The sequence below is a fragment of the Steroidobacter sp. genome, from assembly GCF_016790065.1.
Taxonomy (GTDB): Bacteria; Pseudomonadota; Gammaproteobacteria; order Steroidobacterales; family Steroidobacteraceae; genus Steroidobacter.
Map to the genome: position 1 here is coordinate 1 of NZ_JAEUPY010000156.1, position 16558 is coordinate 16558.

The 16558-nt window shown below is 61.0% G+C and carries 15 protein-coding genes; 9 read left to right on the forward strand and 6 right to left on the reverse strand.

The features are described 5' to 3' along the window. Positions 1 to 105 precede the first annotated feature (105 nt). The 3 genes from JNL55_RS06565 to JNL55_RS06575 are packed head-to-tail and all read left to right on the forward strand — an operon-like array spanning position 106 to position 2791. The gene (locus JNL55_RS06565; RefSeq protein ID WP_293850981.1) at positions 106 to 1092 is read left to right on the forward strand and encodes a fumarylacetoacetate hydrolase family protein; all 987 of its coding nucleotides are present in this window, start codon (positions 106 to 108) and stop codon (positions 1090 to 1092) included. Further along, a complete protein-coding gene (locus JNL55_RS06570; protein ID WP_293850984.1) occupies positions 1089 to 2039 on the forward strand; it encodes an NAD-dependent epimerase/dehydratase family protein in 951 nt (316 codons plus the stop codon). Before JNL55_RS06565 ends, JNL55_RS06570 begins: the two co-directional genes overlap by 4 nt. A 5-nt stretch (positions 2040 to 2044) precedes the next feature. Continuing rightward, on the forward strand, positions 2045 to 2791 hold the full coding sequence (locus JNL55_RS06575) for an SDR family NAD(P)-dependent oxidoreductase (protein ID WP_293850987.1): 747 nt from the start codon (positions 2045 to 2047) through the stop codon (positions 2789 to 2791). Between the two features lie 3 nt (positions 2792 to 2794). Here the strand turns inward: JNL55_RS06575 and JNL55_RS06580 are convergent, their stop codons facing one another. The 5 genes from JNL55_RS06580 to JNL55_RS06600 form a co-directional block, all read right to left on the reverse strand. Beyond that, positions 2795 to 3346, reverse strand: a complete 552-nt coding sequence (locus JNL55_RS06580) for a cupin domain-containing protein (RefSeq protein ID WP_293850990.1) — start codon at positions 3344 to 3346, stop codon at positions 2795 to 2797. A 9-nt stretch (positions 3347 to 3355) separates the two neighbouring features. Further along, the gene (locus JNL55_RS06585) at positions 3356 to 4138 is read right to left on the reverse strand and encodes an SDR family NAD(P)-dependent oxidoreductase (protein WP_293850993.1); all 783 of its coding nucleotides are present in this window, start codon (positions 4136 to 4138) and stop codon (positions 3356 to 3358) included. A gap of 5 nt (positions 4139 to 4143) precedes the next feature. Continuing rightward, on the reverse strand, positions 4144 to 5274 hold the full coding sequence (locus JNL55_RS06590; RefSeq protein ID WP_293850996.1) for an FAD-dependent oxidoreductase: 1131 nt from the start codon (positions 5272 to 5274) through the stop codon (positions 4144 to 4146). 103 nt (positions 5275 to 5377) lie between these two features. Then, on the reverse strand, positions 5378 to 6388 hold the full coding sequence (locus tag JNL55_RS06595) for a fumarylacetoacetate hydrolase family protein (protein WP_293850999.1): 1011 nt from the start codon (positions 6386 to 6388) through the stop codon (positions 5378 to 5380). A gap of 5 nt (positions 6389 to 6393) precedes the next feature. Beyond that, positions 6394 to 7326, reverse strand: coding sequence for a VOC family protein (locus JNL55_RS06600; protein WP_293851001.1), 933 nt, complete (start codon positions 7324 to 7326; stop codon positions 6394 to 6396). A 263-nt stretch (positions 7327 to 7589) separates the two neighbouring features. Between JNL55_RS06600 and JNL55_RS06605 the strand changes: the two genes are divergently transcribed. The 3 genes from JNL55_RS06605 to JNL55_RS06615 all read left to right on the forward strand — a co-directional run bounded on the left by JNL55_RS06605 (position 7590) and on the right by JNL55_RS06615 (position 11112). Then, positions 7590 to 9218 (forward strand): PAS domain-containing methyl-accepting chemotaxis protein, encoded by a 1629-nt coding sequence (locus tag JNL55_RS06605; protein WP_293851003.1) that lies wholly within the window; start codon positions 7590 to 7592, stop codon positions 9216 to 9218. A 60-nt stretch (positions 9219 to 9278) separates the two neighbouring features. After that, on the forward strand, positions 9279 to 9731 hold the full coding sequence (locus JNL55_RS06610) for a low affinity iron permease family protein (protein WP_293851007.1): 453 nt from the start codon (positions 9279 to 9281) through the stop codon (positions 9729 to 9731). A 322-nt stretch (positions 9732 to 10053) separates the two neighbouring features. Further along, positions 10054 to 11112, forward strand: a complete 1059-nt coding sequence (locus JNL55_RS06615; protein WP_293851010.1) for a 3-deoxy-7-phosphoheptulonate synthase — start codon at positions 10054 to 10056, stop codon at positions 11110 to 11112. Between the two features lie 37 nt (positions 11113 to 11149). Here JNL55_RS06615 and JNL55_RS06620 read toward each other — a convergent pair whose 3' ends face one another. Then, on the reverse strand, positions 11150 to 12481 hold the full coding sequence (locus JNL55_RS06620) for an MFS transporter (protein ID WP_293851013.1): 1332 nt from the start codon (positions 12479 to 12481) through the stop codon (positions 11150 to 11152). A 144-nt stretch (positions 12482 to 12625) separates the two neighbouring features. Between JNL55_RS06620 and cyoA the strand changes: the two genes are divergently transcribed. From cyoA to cyoC, 3 genes are read left to right on the forward strand one after another with little or no spacing between them, the layout of a single operon-like run. Continuing rightward, positions 12626 to 13780 carry a ubiquinol oxidase subunit II gene (cyoA, locus tag JNL55_RS06625; protein WP_293851016.1) on the forward strand — a complete coding sequence of 385 codons (1155 nt, stop codon included), beginning with the start codon at positions 12626 to 12628 and terminating at the stop codon, positions 13778 to 13780. 11 nt (positions 13781 to 13791) lie between these two features. After that, positions 13792 to 15801, forward strand: a complete 2010-nt coding sequence (gene cyoB / locus JNL55_RS06630; RefSeq protein ID WP_415923021.1) for a cytochrome o ubiquinol oxidase subunit I — start codon at positions 13792 to 13794, stop codon at positions 15799 to 15801. Between the two features lie 3 nt (positions 15802 to 15804). Beyond that, on the forward strand, positions 15805 to 16437 hold the full coding sequence (gene cyoC / locus JNL55_RS06635) for a cytochrome o ubiquinol oxidase subunit III (protein WP_293851019.1): 633 nt from the start codon (positions 15805 to 15807) through the stop codon (positions 16435 to 16437). The last annotated feature ends 121 nt before the right edge of the window (positions 16438 to 16558 follow it).

The following is a 16558-nucleotide window of genomic DNA, read 5'->3' on the forward strand; positions in this document are numbered from 1 at the left end:
ATAAAGCGTTCCGTCTCGAGGATGCCGCTGCCGCGCAAGAGCTCAGCCAGCAAGGACATGCGCGCGGCAAGTTGGTGTTGAAAGTTCATAGTTGAGGAGAGCATCGTGAAGCTGGGCACATTGAAGGAAGGCGGGCGCGAAGGCACCTTGATCGTGGTGTCGCGCGATCTTCGTTCCGCGATTCGAGCAACCGACGTTGCACGCACGTTGCGTGAGGCGCTGGAGAATTGGCAGGACGCCGCACCTCGGTTGCAACAGATCTATGACCGGCTCAACGCTGGCACGGCGACATCGTTCGAGCTGGATCACTCCCAGTTGGCGGCGCCGTTGCCGAGATCGCCGCAGTGGCTGGATGGCTCGGCATTCCATAGTCATGGCGATCTGTTGGAGAAGGTGTTCGGTCTGCAGCCCATCGAAGGAAAGATGCAGACGCCGCTGATGTATCAAGGCGCATCCGACGACTTTCATGGTCCGCGGGATGACATGTTCTATCCGACCGAAGCCGATGGCATCGACTTCGAAGCCGAAGTGTCGGTGGTGGTCGACGATGTTCCGCTCGGCACGCCGGCTGCTCGCGCCTTACAGCATGTGAAGCTGTTGATGCTGGTGAATGACGCCAGCCTGCGTTTGCTCGCTCCACGAGAGATGAAAACAGGTTTCGGTTTCTTGCAAGCCAAGCCGTCATCGAGTTTTGGGCCAGTAGCAGTGACGCCGGATGAACTGGGTGAGGCCTGGCGCGATGGCCGAGTGCATTTGCAGGTGAATGTCGAGTGGAACGGCCGTTGGTTCGGTCATCCCAATGCCGGCCACATGGGCTTCGGCTTTCATGAGTTGATCGCTCACGCTGCGCGGACGCGTCGCTTGCATGCTGGCACCATCATTGGTTCGGGGACCATCTCTAACAGCGAATATCGCACCGTGGGTTCGGCGTGCATCGCCGAGCGTCGTGGTATCGAGCTGGAAGATCAAGGCAAACCGTCCACGCCGTTCATGCGCTTCGGCGACCGGGTGCGGATCGAAATGCGCGATGCCAAGGGCGGCCCGCTGTTCGGAGCGATAGAACAGCGCGTGCAACAGGCGCCAGCGCCATGAACGTTCTGATCACCGGTGCGGATGGCTTCATCGGTCGTAAGTTGATCGAGCGTTTGTTGGCCACCGACGCCGAGACGGTGCTCGGCAAGCCAGTCAAGACGCTGACGTTGTTGGATCAGCGTTTTGCCGCAGTGGCCACCGATAGCCGAGTGACCCAAGTCGAAGGCGATCTCGGCTCCGAACAAACGCTGCTTCGGGCCTGCCTGGCGCGACCGGATCTGGTGTTTCATCTGGCCAGCATTCCCGGCGGCGCGGCTACCAAGAACTTCGAGTTGGGTTTGCGCGTGAACTTGGAAGCGACCATTGCGTTGCTCGAAGTGTTGCGTCAGCAAGGTAATAAGCCACGTGTGGTGTTCGCCAGCACCATTGGCGTGTACGGCGTGCCCATGCCTGAGGTGATCGACGAGGACACCTTGCCCGAGCCCAGCATGAGCTACGGCGCGCACAAATGGATCGGCGAGATTCTGATCAGCGACTACAGCCTGCGAGGCTTCATCGACGGCCGCTCGTTGCGTTTGCCTGGCATCGTGTCTCGGCCGCCAGCGCCGTCGGGCATGTTGTCGGCGTTCTTGAGCGACATGATTCGCGAGCTGTGGGCCGGTCGTAGTTTTACTTGTCCGGTCGGAGCGGAAGGTCGTGCGTGGTGGATGTCGCGACCTTGTGTCGTCGATAACATCCTGCACGCAGCCTCGCTCGATCCGGCCGTGGCGGCAGCACGGCGCACTTGGCTGCTGCCAGTGATGCATGCGTCGATGGAAGAAGTGGTCGGCGCGATTGCGCGTCAACGCGGTGATCGCGTGCTCGGCAATGTTCGATACGAGCGCAATGAAGCCTTGCAAGCTCAGTTCGCCAATTTGCCGCCGCTGCGTTGTCCGAAATCTCTGGCCGCGGGTTTCCGTAACGACGGCACGCTCGAGTCCTTGGTACAACGCGCGCTGGAAGCTTAGATGCCATGACTGAGCGCATCTTTGCCGGCCAGACCGTGGTCATCACTGGCGCGAGTCGTGGCCTCGGCCGTGCCTGTGCTGAATCGTTCGCTGCGGCCGGGGCGTCGTTGGTTCTGGTCGCGCGTCCCAGTGAGGAATTAGAGCGACTCGCCACACACTTTCGCGCCAACGGTGTCGATGCTGTCAGTGCCCCGTGTGACGTGACCAACGATGAGCAAGTGGCGCATGTATTCGAACAACTGCAGCGCTGTGACGTGCTGGTGAACAACGCCGGCATGAATCGGCCGCAGCCCTTCATCGATGTCGACTTGGGTACGTTGGACGAAATCCTGACGCTCAACGTGCGCTCAGTGTTCGTGGTCGCACAGGCGGCGGCACGGCGCATGGTTCAAGCCGGCTCCGGTGTGGTCATCAATATGACGTCTCAGATGGGCCACGTCGGCAGCGTCAATCGCACGGTGTATTGCCTATCCAAGCACGCCATCGAAGGCCTGACTAAAGCGATGGCGGTGGAGTTGGCGCCGCGCGGCGTGCGTGTTTGCTCGGTGGCGCCGACTTACGTCGAGACGCCGATGACCAAACCATTCTTCGAGAACGAAACCTTCAAGCAGGACGTGTTGCGTAAGATTCCACTGGGCCGGATCGGCACCATGGAAGAAGTCGCCGCCGCGGTGCTGTTCATGGCTTCGCCGGCAGCCAGCTTGATCACTGGCACCAGCTTATTGGTGGATGGCGGCTACACCGCTCAGTAGCTGTTACAGCGATTCGTCGAACTTGCCGTCGAGCAAGATGAAGGCGATCCGCGCCATCTCCTCAGTGCGATTGCTCCACGCGTGATTGGTACCGCGCTGGATCACGATGTCGCCGGGGCCGAGTCGAACTTCTCCCTCATCGACCAGTAGCCAGATTTCGCCGGCGAGCACGATGCCGTAGTCCATGGACTGCGTACGATGCATGACTTTGTGTTTGGCATTGTGCTGGCCTTCGACGGCGTGACTGGCGCCCATCGCTGCAAACCCGGCGGCGATTTCCTCGGCAGGCACGGCGTTCTGTACTGAGTCGGGCGGAATGTCGACGATGCGGATGATGCTGCCGTGGCGAGTCGGTTGTAACTGCAGCTGGCGATGCGTCGGGTCTGGAGCGTTGTCGATGCGTACCGGCATTTCGTTGGTGTTCCATAACTCGTAGAACACCGTGCCGGGAATGGCCTTGAAGGGAATCACGGTCGGTGCGCCATCGGAGCTGATGATGGAGCGTTGCTCGGCATCGTGACCGGTGACGACTCGACGGACGGGTTTCAGGTTCATGGCGGGCTCTCAATTGCCGTCGCTGATGGTGGTGCCACCGTCGACGATCAAGTTCTGACCTGTGATGAAGGCGCCGGCGGGCGAGGCGAGCATGACGGCGACTCCCGCGATTTCATGGGGCTCGCCGACTCGACGTAATGGCGTCAGTGATAGGCGGCGTTCGAGCACTGCGGCGTTGTCCAGCAACGGCGCAGCGAATTGGGTACGAATCAAGCCGGGCGAGATGGCGTTCGCTCGTACATTGCTCGGCCCGTATTCCACGGCGAGATTGCGTGCCAGCTGAGCCGAGGCTGCTTTGGACAGTCCGTACAGGCCGATGGCTTTGTTGCCTCGGACGCTGGAAATGCTCGACACGATGATGACGCTGCCGCCGCCTCGTTGCGCCATGCGCGGCGCCACCAAACTGGTGAGCCAATGCTGGCTGCGTAGGTTCACCGTCATGGTGAGATCCCAATCGGCATCGGAGGCCGTCGCCAGCGGACCCATGTGCGGGGCGACGCCTGCATTACAAACCAGAATGTCGATGTGGCTGCGAGCGGTGAGGGTCGAACTCACCAACGAATCGATCTGCTCGTGGTTGGCAACATCACAGGGAATTGCGATTGCATCGGCGCCAGTGGCGCGGATTTCGGCGGCGACCCGTTCGCATTCTTCGGGTTCGTTGCTCGAGATCACGACAGTCGCGCCGGCACGAGCCATGGCTTGAGCAATTGCCAGTCCGATGCCGCGAGTGGCGCCGGTGAGCAGCGCCACTTTGCCGTCGATCCGGAACAAGTCGGGCGCTGCGCTCATGACTGTTAGATCGGCTGCGCCACCGTCGCGAGCATTTTTTTAGTGAGCGCGGCAGGATCCGCATCCGGCGTCGGTCGCTGTTCCCATTCGCCGATTTGGAGCGAGCTTTCGTAGATGAACTTGCAGCGCTCATAACGACGCTGCATGAAGGCGTCGAGCAATTGCTCGATGGGTTGGTGTTGTTCGAACACGCGACCCAGCACGACCGCATCTTCGACCGCTTGCGCTGCGCCTTGGCCCAAGTGCGGAGTGGTGGCGTGAGCGGCATCGCCGATCAACAACACGCGCCCACGATGCCACGGAGCGGGAACGAACACGGCTTCCAACGGCCTATACACGACTTGGGACGAGTCCACGATCTGGTCGCGGAACTGAGCCATCAATCCAGTACAAGCGTCGAGTCGCGAACGCATGATGTCCGCAAGCTGTTCGGGCGGATGACGAGGATTGCCCGGTTCACTTTGCACCAGGATTACATAGCCGGTAGTGGGTGTGAGCGGGCAGTAGCCGCACTTGCCGCCGTCCAGGCCGATGCACATGAAAGTACGCGTGATCTCGGGCGGGCGAGGCACGTTGTAACGCCACACGCCTTGGCCGGTGAAATGCGGGGTGGGCGCCTCGGGAAAAAACGTCGTGCGCACTTTGGAACGCACGCCGTCGGCACCGACCACCAAATCGTAGCGACCGGTCGTGCCGTCGGTGAAAGTGACATCGATGTGGTCGGCGGTTTGGGTGATGGTCTCGAATGTCAGTCCCAGCCGCAGTTTGGCGCCGCTGGTGCGAGCCGCTTCGGTCAGCACGCCGTGCAGGGCAGGGCGAGCCATGCCGAGGTCGGACGGATATTGATTGCCGGCGAGCGGGATGCCGGGAATGTCGACCAGCACGTTGTCATGCAGATCTTTGAACTGCAGGCCGAACTGCGGGAAGCCTGCGGCTACCGCTTGATCGGCAATGCCCAGCTCGTGCATGGCGCGGATGAAGTTGCCCTGGACGATGATGCCGACGTGATACACCTTGAAGCTGGTGTTGATCTCGACCAGATCCACCTCGACGCCGGCGCGCCGTAACGCCACCGCCGCCGACAGGCCGCCGATACCGCCGCCCACGATCAACACTTTGCGTGCCTGCATCGTCATCGTCTCCCCCTTTCAGCGCCGAAACTAACGGCTGGCGGCGGGCTTGTGAAATGGTTTTTGGCGGGCCCACCCATCAGCCAAACTGATCTGCTCAGTTCTGTACTTAGTTTTGTACCGGCCCGAACGGCGTCTCGTCGAGGCACCGATTGCGTTGCCGGCCCAGGCCGGTGATTTCGGCGCCGATGATGTCGCCGGCCGTCAGGAATTTGCCGCGGATGGCGCCGTTACCAGGCGGCGAGCCGGTAAGGATCAAGTCGCCCGGCAGCAGCCGTACGCGAGAGGAGGCGTACGACACCAGTCGCGCCACGCCGAAGATCATGTCGTTGGCAAACGAGTCCTGCATGGGGCGATCGTTCACCGACAGCCGGATGCGCATCTCCGGCACCGGCCCGGCCAGCTCACGCGGCACGATGAAAGGACCGGCCGGTTTGAAGGTGGGCGAGGACTTGCCGATCCAATCGTGCGGGAACGGAATCGGGTCGGTGCGGCGGAAGGTGTCGTTGGTGCCCAAGTCGTTGACGATGGTGTAGCCGGCCACCAGTTCCAAGGCGCGTTCCGGCGGCACATGACGCTCACTGCGGCCGATGACGATGGCGACTTCGAGTTCCCAATCATGATTACGACCGCGCGCTGGCAGATGCACGTCGTCATGTGCTCCACAGAGCGATGAGTGCAACCCGGTCCACATGTACGGGATGCCTTCGCGGATGCGTCGATCCATCAGATCTTCGTAACGAGCGCGACGTTGTTCGCGCGTCTCGCCGGGCCGCGGATCGAAGTCGTTGTGCTCGTACATCTCGATGACGTGTTGCCGGTAGTTCGAGCCGGCGGCGAGAATGTTTGGATGCGAGAGCGGCGGCAGCGGTGTCACGTCAGCGAACTGGGCGATGACTTCGCCGTTAGTTGCGAGCTGTCGTAACTCGGCGGCGCTGGTTTGCCAGCGATCCAAGATGGCATGCGTGTCGGCGTAGCGCTCGGCAACATCGATTACACCGCCGTCGCTGCGAACGATGCCTGGAAAAGTTCGGCCGCGATGCTTGAACGTACCGAATCCATACGTGCCGTGTGCCAGGCCTGTGCGTGTGTCGATTTCGCGAGTCGCTATGTCGCTCATGGTGCTTACTTGAAATACCGATCGGGCTGCTCGTTACTCCACAAATCCATTTGCGCGTGCTTTACGTCATGCAGGTGCATGGGTTCGGCGGCGGTGCATAGATCGGTGTCGCTGTAGGTTTCGAAGCGATAGCCGCAGGGAGCGCGCCACACATCGAACACGTGGCTGCCGAGCGGATGCCGGCCCACGCCCCACACTGGTTCCCAACCTTGTTTGGACAGCCAGCGATGCGCCACGAATTGGGCTTCGGAGTCCTGCACTTCGAATGAGATGTGATGACAATCGGCTTTGCCCATCGCGAACACGGCGAGCGCATGATGGTCCACCCACTCGGCGCCGCGATTCAGTCGAAAAAATCCGCCGATGCCATGATCCGGCGAACCGGCGTAGAGGACGTCGCTCGGCAGCAGGCCGAGCACGTTCTGCAGCCATTGCGACTGGCGCGCGAAATCCTGGATGAAGATACCGATATGACCGAGCTTGAGCAGTTGCGGCGGGCCGAGCGGCGGCTTGAGCTGGGTGACACCGCGACGATCCTTAGCGGCACCGGTGTTGATGCGTAGTGATTCTCGCAGCGGTTGCGCTATGGTCGGTGCGATGTCCGCCACCAAGTGCCAAGGCAACCCTTCAGGATCGGTCAACGTGACGGCGTGGCCGCCGCCCGGGCCGGCTAATTCACTTAGGTTAGTGGCGCCGTATTCAGCGACGGCTCGTTGCAATTCATTGGCATCTGCCACGCTCCAGGCCGCGCCCAGAAACGCATCGCGATCGCTGGCTTCGAGCCGCAGCAGATAAGCCCCATTGCCCGCACCCCGCAGAAATACGCTGTGCTCGGTGCGAGCCGCGACTTGCAAGCCGAAGTCGATCGCGAACCGTTCACTGCTGCCGAGATCGCGCACCGCGAAGTTGACATGATGCAGTCCCGTCAATCTGAGCATCGCTGCCTCGCCCTGTTTTCGACCAACCAGACGGTTGCCCTATCAGTCTAGGAATCGAGGCAGTGTAGAAATCGTGGTGCGGACCGGAAAATCGTTTCGGTGGATGCGCACTATCAAGCGCGCCGATGCGGTGCGGGTTAGGCCAAACCCCGGCCCCCTTTCAGTCATCCCCTGATCCTCGGCTAAGTGCTGTTTAGCTTTGCCGACAGTGGCCGAGGAGGGGGTAAGGCCGCCGGAGCAGCGGTGCCGATTTGGAGTACTAGATGCGTAACAACGGACCCGTCAACCAAGTGGAATACGTGCTTCCTGAAGGGGAAGTGATCATCACCCATACGGACACTCAGAGCCGTATTACTTATGCCAATCCGGCGTTCCTGGCCAGCAGCGAGTTTTCGCTGCAAGAGTGTCTGGGGCAGCCGCAGAATCTGGTGCGCCATCCCGACATGCCCCAGGAGGCGTTCGCGGACCTGTGGGCCACCATCAAGGCGGGCAAGAGCTGGACCGGCATCGTCAAGAACCGGCGCAAGAGCGGCGGCTTCTACTGGGTGCGCGCCAACGTGACGCCGATGATGGACGGCAATGGCCGCATCGTTGGGTACATGTCCGTGCGCGTCAAACCGACGCGGCAGGAAGTCGAAAGCGCCTCGCGCATCTACGCCCGCATCCTCGCCGGCCAAGCTGGCAGTACTCGTATCCGTCACGGCAAGGTGGTGGACACCTCGCTCGCCGGCCTGGGCTCGCGGTTGGCCAATATGTCGTTGCGAACCGGCACGTGGTGGGTGCTCGGCGGCTTGAGCACTCTCTTATCTATCATGACCGTGCTGAGCTACCTGCACGGCGCGGGCATCGTGACCTGGCTGAGCTTGATCGGTGCCATGGCCACCTTCGCGAACATGTTCTATGTACAGAACAATGTGGTGAAGCCGTTGATCAGTCTGCAGCGCTCGACTTTCCGTATGTTGAGCGGCGACACCAGCACTCGCATTCCTGTCGAAGGCGTGTCTTGCGTGGTCGCGGTGGCGAGTACCTTGGAACAGATCCGAGTGAAGCTCGATGGTGTGATGAAAGACAACTTGCACGCTGCCGGTGAAGTGCGTGGCAGTGTCGAGCAGGTCGTGCAGGCCAACGAAGAGTTGGCGCGGCGGACCAACGAACATGCGGCGAGCTTGGAAGAGACGGCAGCGTCGCTCGAAGAGCTGACGGCCGCGGTGGCTCGTAACACTCAGAACTCGGTGCAGGCCACTCAGTTGGGACGCGACTCGTCGGTGACGACGGCACGCGGCTGCGAGGTGGTCGGCGATGTGCGAGCGACCATGGATGAGATCTCTGCATCCTCCAAGCGCATCGGCGAGATCGTCGGCATCATCGATAGCATCGCTTTCCAAACCAATCTGCTGGCATTGAACGCGGCTGTCGAGGCGGCGCGCGCTGGCGATCAGGGGCGCGGCTTTGCGGTCGTGGCCCAGGAAGTGCGGCATCTGGCGCAACGTTCGGCCAGCTCGGCTCGTGAAATTCGCGAACTGATCCAAGTGTCGCAGCAGACCGTGCAACGAGGCACTGCGTTGGCGACCGAGGCGGAAGAGTCGATGCGCCAAGTGGTGGCGGCGGTGAAAAAGGTCACTGAAGTCGTGTCCGAAATCGAAACCGCCAGCCATGAACAGGCGCAAGGCATCGAGCAGATCAACAGCGCCGTCACGCAGATGGATTCGATGACTCAGGACGACGCTCGGATGGCGCAGGAACTGACCGGCGCGGCGCAGATGTTGGAAGCGCAGTCGGATCAGATGCTCGCGGCTATCTCGGCTTTCTCTATCAAGACAGAGCATGGCCACGCCGTGCGGCCGTCGTCGCACGCGGCAGCAGGACGAGAGGACATTGCCATAGCTGCCTGAACGTTCCCGGCATTACCATGGGTCGGTCGCCCGTAATGGCTACCGACCGTGGAGTTCGTCATGCCGGATCGTCTCTATCGTAAAAGCTCGGGCTTCGCCCGGTTTGCTCAAGCCACTTCTCGCGCCGCCGGTCATCCGGCCACCTTCATTGCCGCGGTCGGCATCATCGTCATTTGGGCGGTGACCGGGCCTTTGTTCGGCTTCAGCGATACCTGGCAACTGGTCATCAATACCGGCACCACCATCGTCACGTTTCTGATGGTGTTCCTGATTCAAAACACCCAGAACCGCGATGCCGAGGCCATCCAGATCAAACTGGATGAGCTGCTACGTTCCATCGACGGCGCGCATCTGGCGCTGCTGGATCTGGAAGAGCTGGACGAAAAACACCTGGATCGGATTCGCCAAGGCTATCGCGAGCTCGCCCTGCGTGCCCGGCAGGATCTGGCGGAAGGTAAGTCCGATACCGACGTTCGCGACGTGAGCGCCGAGTTGCGCGACGAAGTCGAGTGAGCTGCTCAGAATGTGACGTGCCTGCTGTTCTGCGCCAACGTGCTATGAGTGCCGCCGTTGTCAATGAAACCGCCCGGCGTTGGCTGCGGACCCGCTTCATAGCTTGGACTTTCGGGAGTTGCTTAAGCTTGCGCGGCTGTGTTATCAAACACTCCATGAACTTCTCCTCCCGCTACTGGCTTTATTTTTACTTTGGAACCCCAAAGCCATTGGCGGCAGGACTGAACTCGATTTGACCGAATAACCGAGTACAACCGAAAAAACCGCCAGCTAAAACTGGCGGTTTTTTTTTGACCGCTAGCCCCTGGCCACTGGAGCCACCGTGAACGCCCGCACAGACGACTTACGCATCCGTGAAATTCGAGAGCTGGTCCCGCCGCATCAAGTGATGAGCGAGTACCCCCTGAGCGCGGCTGCCGAGGCCACCATCGAGCAGGGGCGCCGGGCAGTGCAAAGCATCGTGCACGGCCGGGACGACCGCTTGATCGTGGTGATCGGGCCGTGTTCGATTCACGATCCGGCCGCTGCCATGGAGTACGCCCAGCGGCTTCGCGAGCAGCGCGAGAAGCACAAGGGCGAGCTGGAAATCGTCATGCGGGTCTATTTTGAGAAGCCGCGTACCACCGTAGGCTGGAAGGGATTGATCAACGATCCCGACCTGGACGGCAGCTTCAACATCAATCGCGGCCTGCGGGTGGCCCGCCAACTCCTGCGCGACATCAACGATCTCGGTCTGCCGGCGGGTTGTGAATTCCTGGACATCATCACCCCGCAGTACATCGGCGACCTGGTCACCTGGGGAGCCATCGGCGCCCGCACCACCGAGAGCCAGGTGCATCGTGAAATGACGTCGGGCTTGTCCTGCCCGGTGGGCTTCAAGAACGGCACCGACGGTAATGTGAAAATCGCCATCGACGCAGTTCAGGCGGCTTCGCATCCCCACCATTTTCTGGCCGTTACCAAGGAGGGCCACAGCGCCATCGCGACTACCACTGGGAATAGCGATTGCCACGTGATCCTGCGCGGTGGCAAGGAACCGAACTACGATGCGGCCAGCATCGATTCAGTGTGCAAGCAACTGGAGGCCGCCAAGCTGCCGGCTCGCGTCATGATCGACGTGAGTCATGGCAACAGCTCGAAGCGTCCTGAGAATCAGCCGGTGGTCACGGCCGACATTGCCAAGCGCATCGAAGCGGGCGAGCGCCGGGTCAGCGGCCTGATGGTGGAAAGTCATTTGAAAGCGGGCCGGCAGGATCTGGTGCCGGGCAAGCCGCTGGAATATGGCCAAAGCATCACCGACGGTTGCGTCGACTGGGCCACCTCGGTCCAACTCCTGGATGGGCTGGCTCGCTCAGTGGCGGCGCGGCGCAAAGCGTCCTGATCAGTAACGACCTGGCACGGCCGGTAAGCTGCAACGTTTACCGGTCGTGCGCCATCTGGCGATTCACGAACAACGCCACCAGCGTGCCGATGGCACCGGACAGCAAGTAGGCGCCTGAGAAGCCCAAGCCGAAACGGCTGGTGAGTTCGAGCGCCACCCAAGGCGCGAAACCAGCACCGAACAACCAGGCCAGATCCGAGGTCAGCGCCGAACCGGTGTAGCGATAGTTGGTGGGGAAATTAGAGGCCACCGCACCCGACGCCTGGCCGAACGCCAGGCCGAGCAACAAGAAGCCGGACAGCATGAATACGATTTCGCCGATCTCGCCGCCGGCCAGCAACTGAGGCGCAAAGCCGCTGAACGCAGCGATGGCGGCAGCGGTGCTGGCGAGCAAAGTTCTGCGGCCGACGCGATCCGCGAGCCAACCGGATGCCACGATGGCGCCGACGCCGACCGCCGCACCCACCGCCTCAATCATCAGAAAGCGAGCCGGACCTTCGTCGGTGTACAGGAACACCCACGACAGCGGGAACACCGTGACCATATGAAACAACGCGAAGCTGGCCAGCGGCGCGAACGCACCGATGACGATGTTTCGTCCGCCATAGCGCAATGTTTCCAGAATCGGCGCGGGCTGTAACTCGCGCGACTCGAACAGCTTTGTATATTCCGGCGTGACGGCGATACGCAGCCGGGCGAACAACGCCACCACGTTGATGGCGAAGGCCACGAAGAACGGATAGCGCCAGCCCCAATCGAGGAAGTCGGCGGCGGACAGATTGCCGATGATGTAAGCAAACAAGGCGCTCGCCACCATCAGGCCGAGCGGCGCGCCGAGCTGCGGAATCATTGCGTAATAACCGCGACGATTCGGCGGCGCGTTCAACGCCAGCAGCGAGGCCAGGCCGTCCCACGAACCACCCAACGCCATACCCTGACCGATGCGCAGCACCGCTAGTATGTAAGCGGCCGCAATGCCGATGTCTTCATAATGAGGCAGGAAGGCGATGGCCACGGTCGAGGTGCCGAGCAGGAACAGCGCCACCGTCAACTTCATGGCGCGACCATAGGCTCGGTCGATGGCGGTAAAGACCAGGGTACCTAGCGGGCGAGCGACGAACGCCAACGAGAAGATGGCGAACGAATAGAGCGTGCCGGTCAGCGCGTCGACATACGGAAAGATCAGCTTCGGAAACACCACTACCGAAGCAATGGCATACACGAAAAAGTCGAAGAATTCCGAGGTCCGACCGATGATGACGCCAATGGCGATGTCGCCGGGGCGGACTTCGCCGGCATGCGCTTCATTGGTGCGGCGGGCGTCCCGCTCCAGCGACGAAGTGGGCGCACCGGACTGCGCGACCGTCATAACTCGCTCCCATGGATCAATGACGCTTTATAGCGCTGTCCCCGGGTATGGGACCATTGGGCAAAACGCCCAATGTCGCTGCGCGACTCAACGCCGTATGCTCCGCCGCGTTGTGTTTCATGGCGGCGTTCCGGTCTCGTGTCGATGAAGAACCGACTGCGCATTCTTACATTACTTCCGCTATGTCTCGCGCTTGCCGCGTGCGACACCGTGGTATTGAACCCATCCGGCGACGTGGCCGCTCAGCAGCGCGATCTGCTGGTGATGTCGACGTGGCTGATGCTGCTCATCATCATCCCGGTGATGGCGCTGATTGTCATCTTTGCGTGGCGCTATCGACATAACAATCGCGAAGCGCGCTACGAACCCGATTGGCATCATTCGATGCGCTTGGAATTGATCATCTGGTCCGCGCCGCTGCTCATCGTCATTTGTCTGGGCGCGCTCACCTGGCTCGGCACTCATTTGCTCGATCCGTATCGTCCGCTCGATCGTCTCGCGCCTGGGCAGCCCGTGCCCGAAGATGCCAAAGCGTTGCAGGTCGAAGTGGTGGCGCTCGATTGGAAATGGTTGTTCATTTATCCCGAGCAGGGCATTGCCACGGTCAACGAGCTCGCCGTGCCGGTGAATCAGCCGGTGGCGTTGCGCATCACCGCTTCGTCAGTGATGAACTCGCTGTACATCCCGCACTTTGCCGGCATGATTTACGCGATGCCCAGCATGGAGACCAAGCTGCACGGCGTGTTGAACAAGACCGGCGTGTCGGAAGGTTTCTCTTCTAACTACAGCGGCGCGGGCTTCTCCGGCATGCGCTTCAAGGTGCATTCGCTGGAGCAGGGCGAGTTCGAGCGCTGGGTCGCCAACGCGCGCGCCAGTCAGGAAACATTGACCCGTGATCTGTATCTGAAGCAGCTGGCCAAGCCGTCGGAGCGCGAGCCCGTTCGTCGTTTCTCCGGTGTGGATGCGGAACTGTTCAGCGCCATCGTGGGCATGTGCGTCGAACCCGGCAAGATGTGTATGCACGACATGATGGCCATCGACGAGCGCGGTGGGCTCGGCCTTGCCGGTGTTCACAACGTCGCCCGCATGGCGGCTGATCAGCCTCGCGCTGTGTTCGGTTCGGACAATGCGCATGTCATCGGCCTGTGCACGGCACCGATCGCCAGACAAGCCGACGAGTCGTTGCCGTTCTCCCGTGTGGACCGTTCCCCGCTGAAGGGTGCCGGTCTGCCGAATCCCTCATTCAAGTCGGCTCATTCGTTGTTCGTCGACACGACGACACCTTCGAGCTTGCAGTAGCCCAGATGCAGATGCCTCACGCCGATTCGCCCTTGTTGCAGCTGATCTTCGGTCGGTTGTCGTTGGCGGCTTTGCCGCTGCATGAGCCCATCGTGGTGGCCACTTTCGCAGCCGTGGCCATTGGCGGCATCGCCATGCTCGCAGCTATCACCAAGTATCAGCTGTGGGGCACGTTGTGGCGCGATTGGATCACCACCATCGACCACAAGCGCATCGGCATCATGTACATGATCCTGGGCATCATCATGCTGCTGCGTGGTTTCGCCGACGCGGTCATGATGAGACTGCAGCAGGCCATGGCGTTCGGCGGCTCGGAAGGCTATCTCAACGCGCATCACTACGATCAGATCTTTACCGCGCACGGCGTGATCATGATCTTTTTCGTCGCCATGCCGCTGGTCACTGGCTTGATGAACTACATCGTGCCGTTGCAGATCGGTGCGCGTGACGTGGCGTTCCCGTTCCTCAACAACTTCAGTTTTTGGATGACCACTGCCGGCGCGGTGTTGGTGATGTTCTCGCTGTTCGTCGGCGAGTTCGCACGCACCGGCTGGCTCGCGTATCCGCCGCTCTCGGGTATTCAGTACAGTCCAGACGTCGGCGTCGACTACTACATATGGGCGCTACAGATAGCGGGCGTGGGAACCTTGTTATCAGGCGTCAATCTGCTCGCGACCATCATCAAGATGCGCGCGCCCGGCATGACGTTGATGAAGATGCCGGTGTTCACCTGGACTTCGCTGTGCACGAACGTGCTGATCGTGGCCGCGTTCCCGGTGCTTACCGCGGTGTTGGTGTTGTTGTCCCTGGATCGTTACGTGGGCACCAACTTCTTCACCAACGATTTCGGCGGCAATCCGATGATGTATGTGAACCTCATCTGGATCTGGGGTCACCCCGAGGTGTACATCCTGATTCTGCCGTTGTTCGGCGTGTTCTCCGAAGTCACCTCGACGTTCTCGGGCAAGAAGCTGTTCGGCTACAGCTCCATGGTGTACGCCACCGTCGTCATCACCATCTTGTCGTACATCGTGTGGTTGCATCACTTCTTCACCATGGGCTCGGGTGCCAGCGTCAACTCGTTCTTCGGCATCACCACCATGATCATTTCCATCCCCACCGGTGCCAAGCTGTTCAACTGGCTGTTCACCATGTATCGCGGCCGGATCCGTTTCGAGCTGCCGATGATGTGGACGGTCGCGTTCATGCTCACGTTCGTGATCGGCGGCATGACGGGCGTGTTGCTGGCGGTGCCGCCGGCCGACTTCGTGCTTCATAACAGCCTGTTCCTGGTGGCGCACTTCCATAACGTGATCATCGGCGGCGTGCTGTTCGGCTTGTTCGCCGGCATCAATTACTGGTTCCCCAAGGCGTTTGGTTTCAAGCTGGATCGATTCTGGGGCGTGGTCTCGTTCTGGTTCTGGGTGGTCGGCTTCTGGGTGGCGTTCATGCCGCTGTATGTGCTTGGCCTGATGGGCGTGACTCGTCGCCTGCGTTACTTCGAAGATCCGTCGTTGCAGATCTGGTTCCAGATCGCGGCGTTCGGCGCCGTTCTGATCGCGCTCGGTATCGCCGCGATGCTGGTGCAGTTCTACGTCAGCTTCCGCAAGCGGAACGAACTGCGCGATACCACTGGCGATCCGTGGGACGGCCGCACTATGGAATGGGCCACTTCGTCGCCGCCGCCGGCTTATAACTTTGCGTTCACCCCCGTCATTCACGACAGCGACGCCTGGTGGGACATGAAACAACGCGGCTATCAGCGGCCGTTGTCGGGCTTCCGCGCCATCCTCATGCCGAGCAACACCGGTGCCGGTTTCGTGCTCGCCGTACTCAGCACCATCTTCGGCTTCGCGATGGTCTGGTACATGTGGTGGCTGGCGGCGTTGAGCTTCGTCGGCATCGTCGGCTACGCCATCTATCACACGTTCAATTACAAGCGGGAGTATCACTTGTCTCTGGAGGACGTGGTGCGGGCTGAGCAGGAACGCACGCAGCTGCTAGCGGCGGTGCGGAGCTAAGCGATGGGACACGCACTTACCAACGAACAAGCGGCCAATCGCACGCTGTTTCATCTGACGGACGAGCACGATCACGAAGCCGGCGGCAGCACGCTGCTCGGCTTCTGGATCTATCTGATGAGCGACTGCCTCATCTTTGCCGTGCTGTTCGCCACCTACGGAGTACTGGGCGGCAACTATGCGGCGGGGCCGGGCCCGCAGGATCTGTTCGATCTGTCGCTGGTGGCGGTCAACACCAGCATGCTGCTGTTGTCTTCGATCACGTATGGCTTCGCCATGCTGGCGTCGTATCGGAAGCAGGTCGGCGCGACGCTGGTGTGGCTGGCAGTTACCGGTCTGTTCGGCGCGGCCTTCCTGGGCATCGAGCTATATGAGTTCGCGCACATGATTCATGAGGGCGCGACGCCTCAGCGCAGTGCCTTCCTGTCTGCGTTCTTTACTCTGGTCGGCACGCACGGCTTGCACGTGACTTTCGGCATCGTGTGGCTGATCACCTTGATGGTTCAGATAAGCAAGCACGGGCTGACCAAGGCGAACTCACGCCGGCTGGCCTGCTTGAGCTTGTTCTGGCACTTCCTCGACGTGATCTGGATCGGTGTGTTCACGTTTGTCTACTTGATGGGCATGTTGCGATGAGCGCTCACGACCACGCTTCCGAGCATGATCCTGGTCTGGTTCACGGCACTGAGCCGCACGGCACGCTGCGCGAATATGTCATCGGGTTCTTGCTGTCGGTGGTGCTGACGGCGGTGCCGTT

What these genes read in the sequence shown, in the direction of transcription:
- JNL55_RS06605 (WP_293851003.1), top strand. Translation starts at nt 7,590, where the DNA reads ATGCGTAACAACGGACCCGTCAACCAAGTGGAATACGTGCTTCCTGAA.
- cyoB (WP_415923021.1), top strand. Translation starts at nt 13,792, where the DNA reads ATGCCTCACGCCGATTCGCCCTTGTTGCAGCTGATCTTCGGTCGGTTG.
- JNL55_RS06620 (WP_293851013.1), bottom strand. Translation starts at nt 12,481, where the DNA reads ATGACGGTCGCGCAGTCCGGTGCGCCCACTTCGTCGCTGGAGCGGGAC.
- JNL55_RS06585 (WP_293850993.1), bottom strand. Translation starts at nt 4,138, where the DNA reads ATGAGCGCAGCGCCCGACTTGTTCCGGATCGACGGCAAAGTGGCGCTG.
- JNL55_RS06580 (WP_293850990.1), bottom strand. Translation starts at nt 3,346, where the DNA reads ATGAACCTGAAACCCGTCCGTCGAGTCGTCACCGGTCACGATGCCGAG.
- JNL55_RS06595 (WP_293850999.1), bottom strand. Translation starts at nt 6,388, where the DNA reads ATGAGCGACATAGCGACTCGCGAAATCGACACACGCACAGGCCTGGCA.
- cyoA (WP_293851016.1), top strand. Translation starts at nt 12,626, where the DNA reads ATGAAGAACCGACTGCGCATTCTTACATTACTTCCGCTATGTCTCGCG.
- JNL55_RS06575 (WP_293850987.1), top strand. Translation starts at nt 2,045, where the DNA reads ATGACTGAGCGCATCTTTGCCGGCCAGACCGTGGTCATCACTGGCGCG.
- JNL55_RS06600 (WP_293851001.1), bottom strand. Translation starts at nt 7,326, where the DNA reads ATGCTCAGATTGACGGGACTGCATCATGTCAACTTCGCGGTGCGCGAT.
- JNL55_RS06590 (WP_293850996.1), bottom strand. Translation starts at nt 5,274, where the DNA reads ATGACGATGCAGGCACGCAAAGTGTTGATCGTGGGCGGCGGTATCGGC.
- JNL55_RS06610 (WP_293851007.1), top strand. Translation starts at nt 9,279, where the DNA reads ATGCCGGATCGTCTCTATCGTAAAAGCTCGGGCTTCGCCCGGTTTGCT.
- cyoC (WP_293851019.1), top strand. Translation starts at nt 15,805, where the DNA reads ATGGGACACGCACTTACCAACGAACAAGCGGCCAATCGCACGCTGTTT.
- JNL55_RS06570 (WP_293850984.1), top strand. Translation starts at nt 1,089, where the DNA reads ATGAACGTTCTGATCACCGGTGCGGATGGCTTCATCGGTCGTAAGTTG.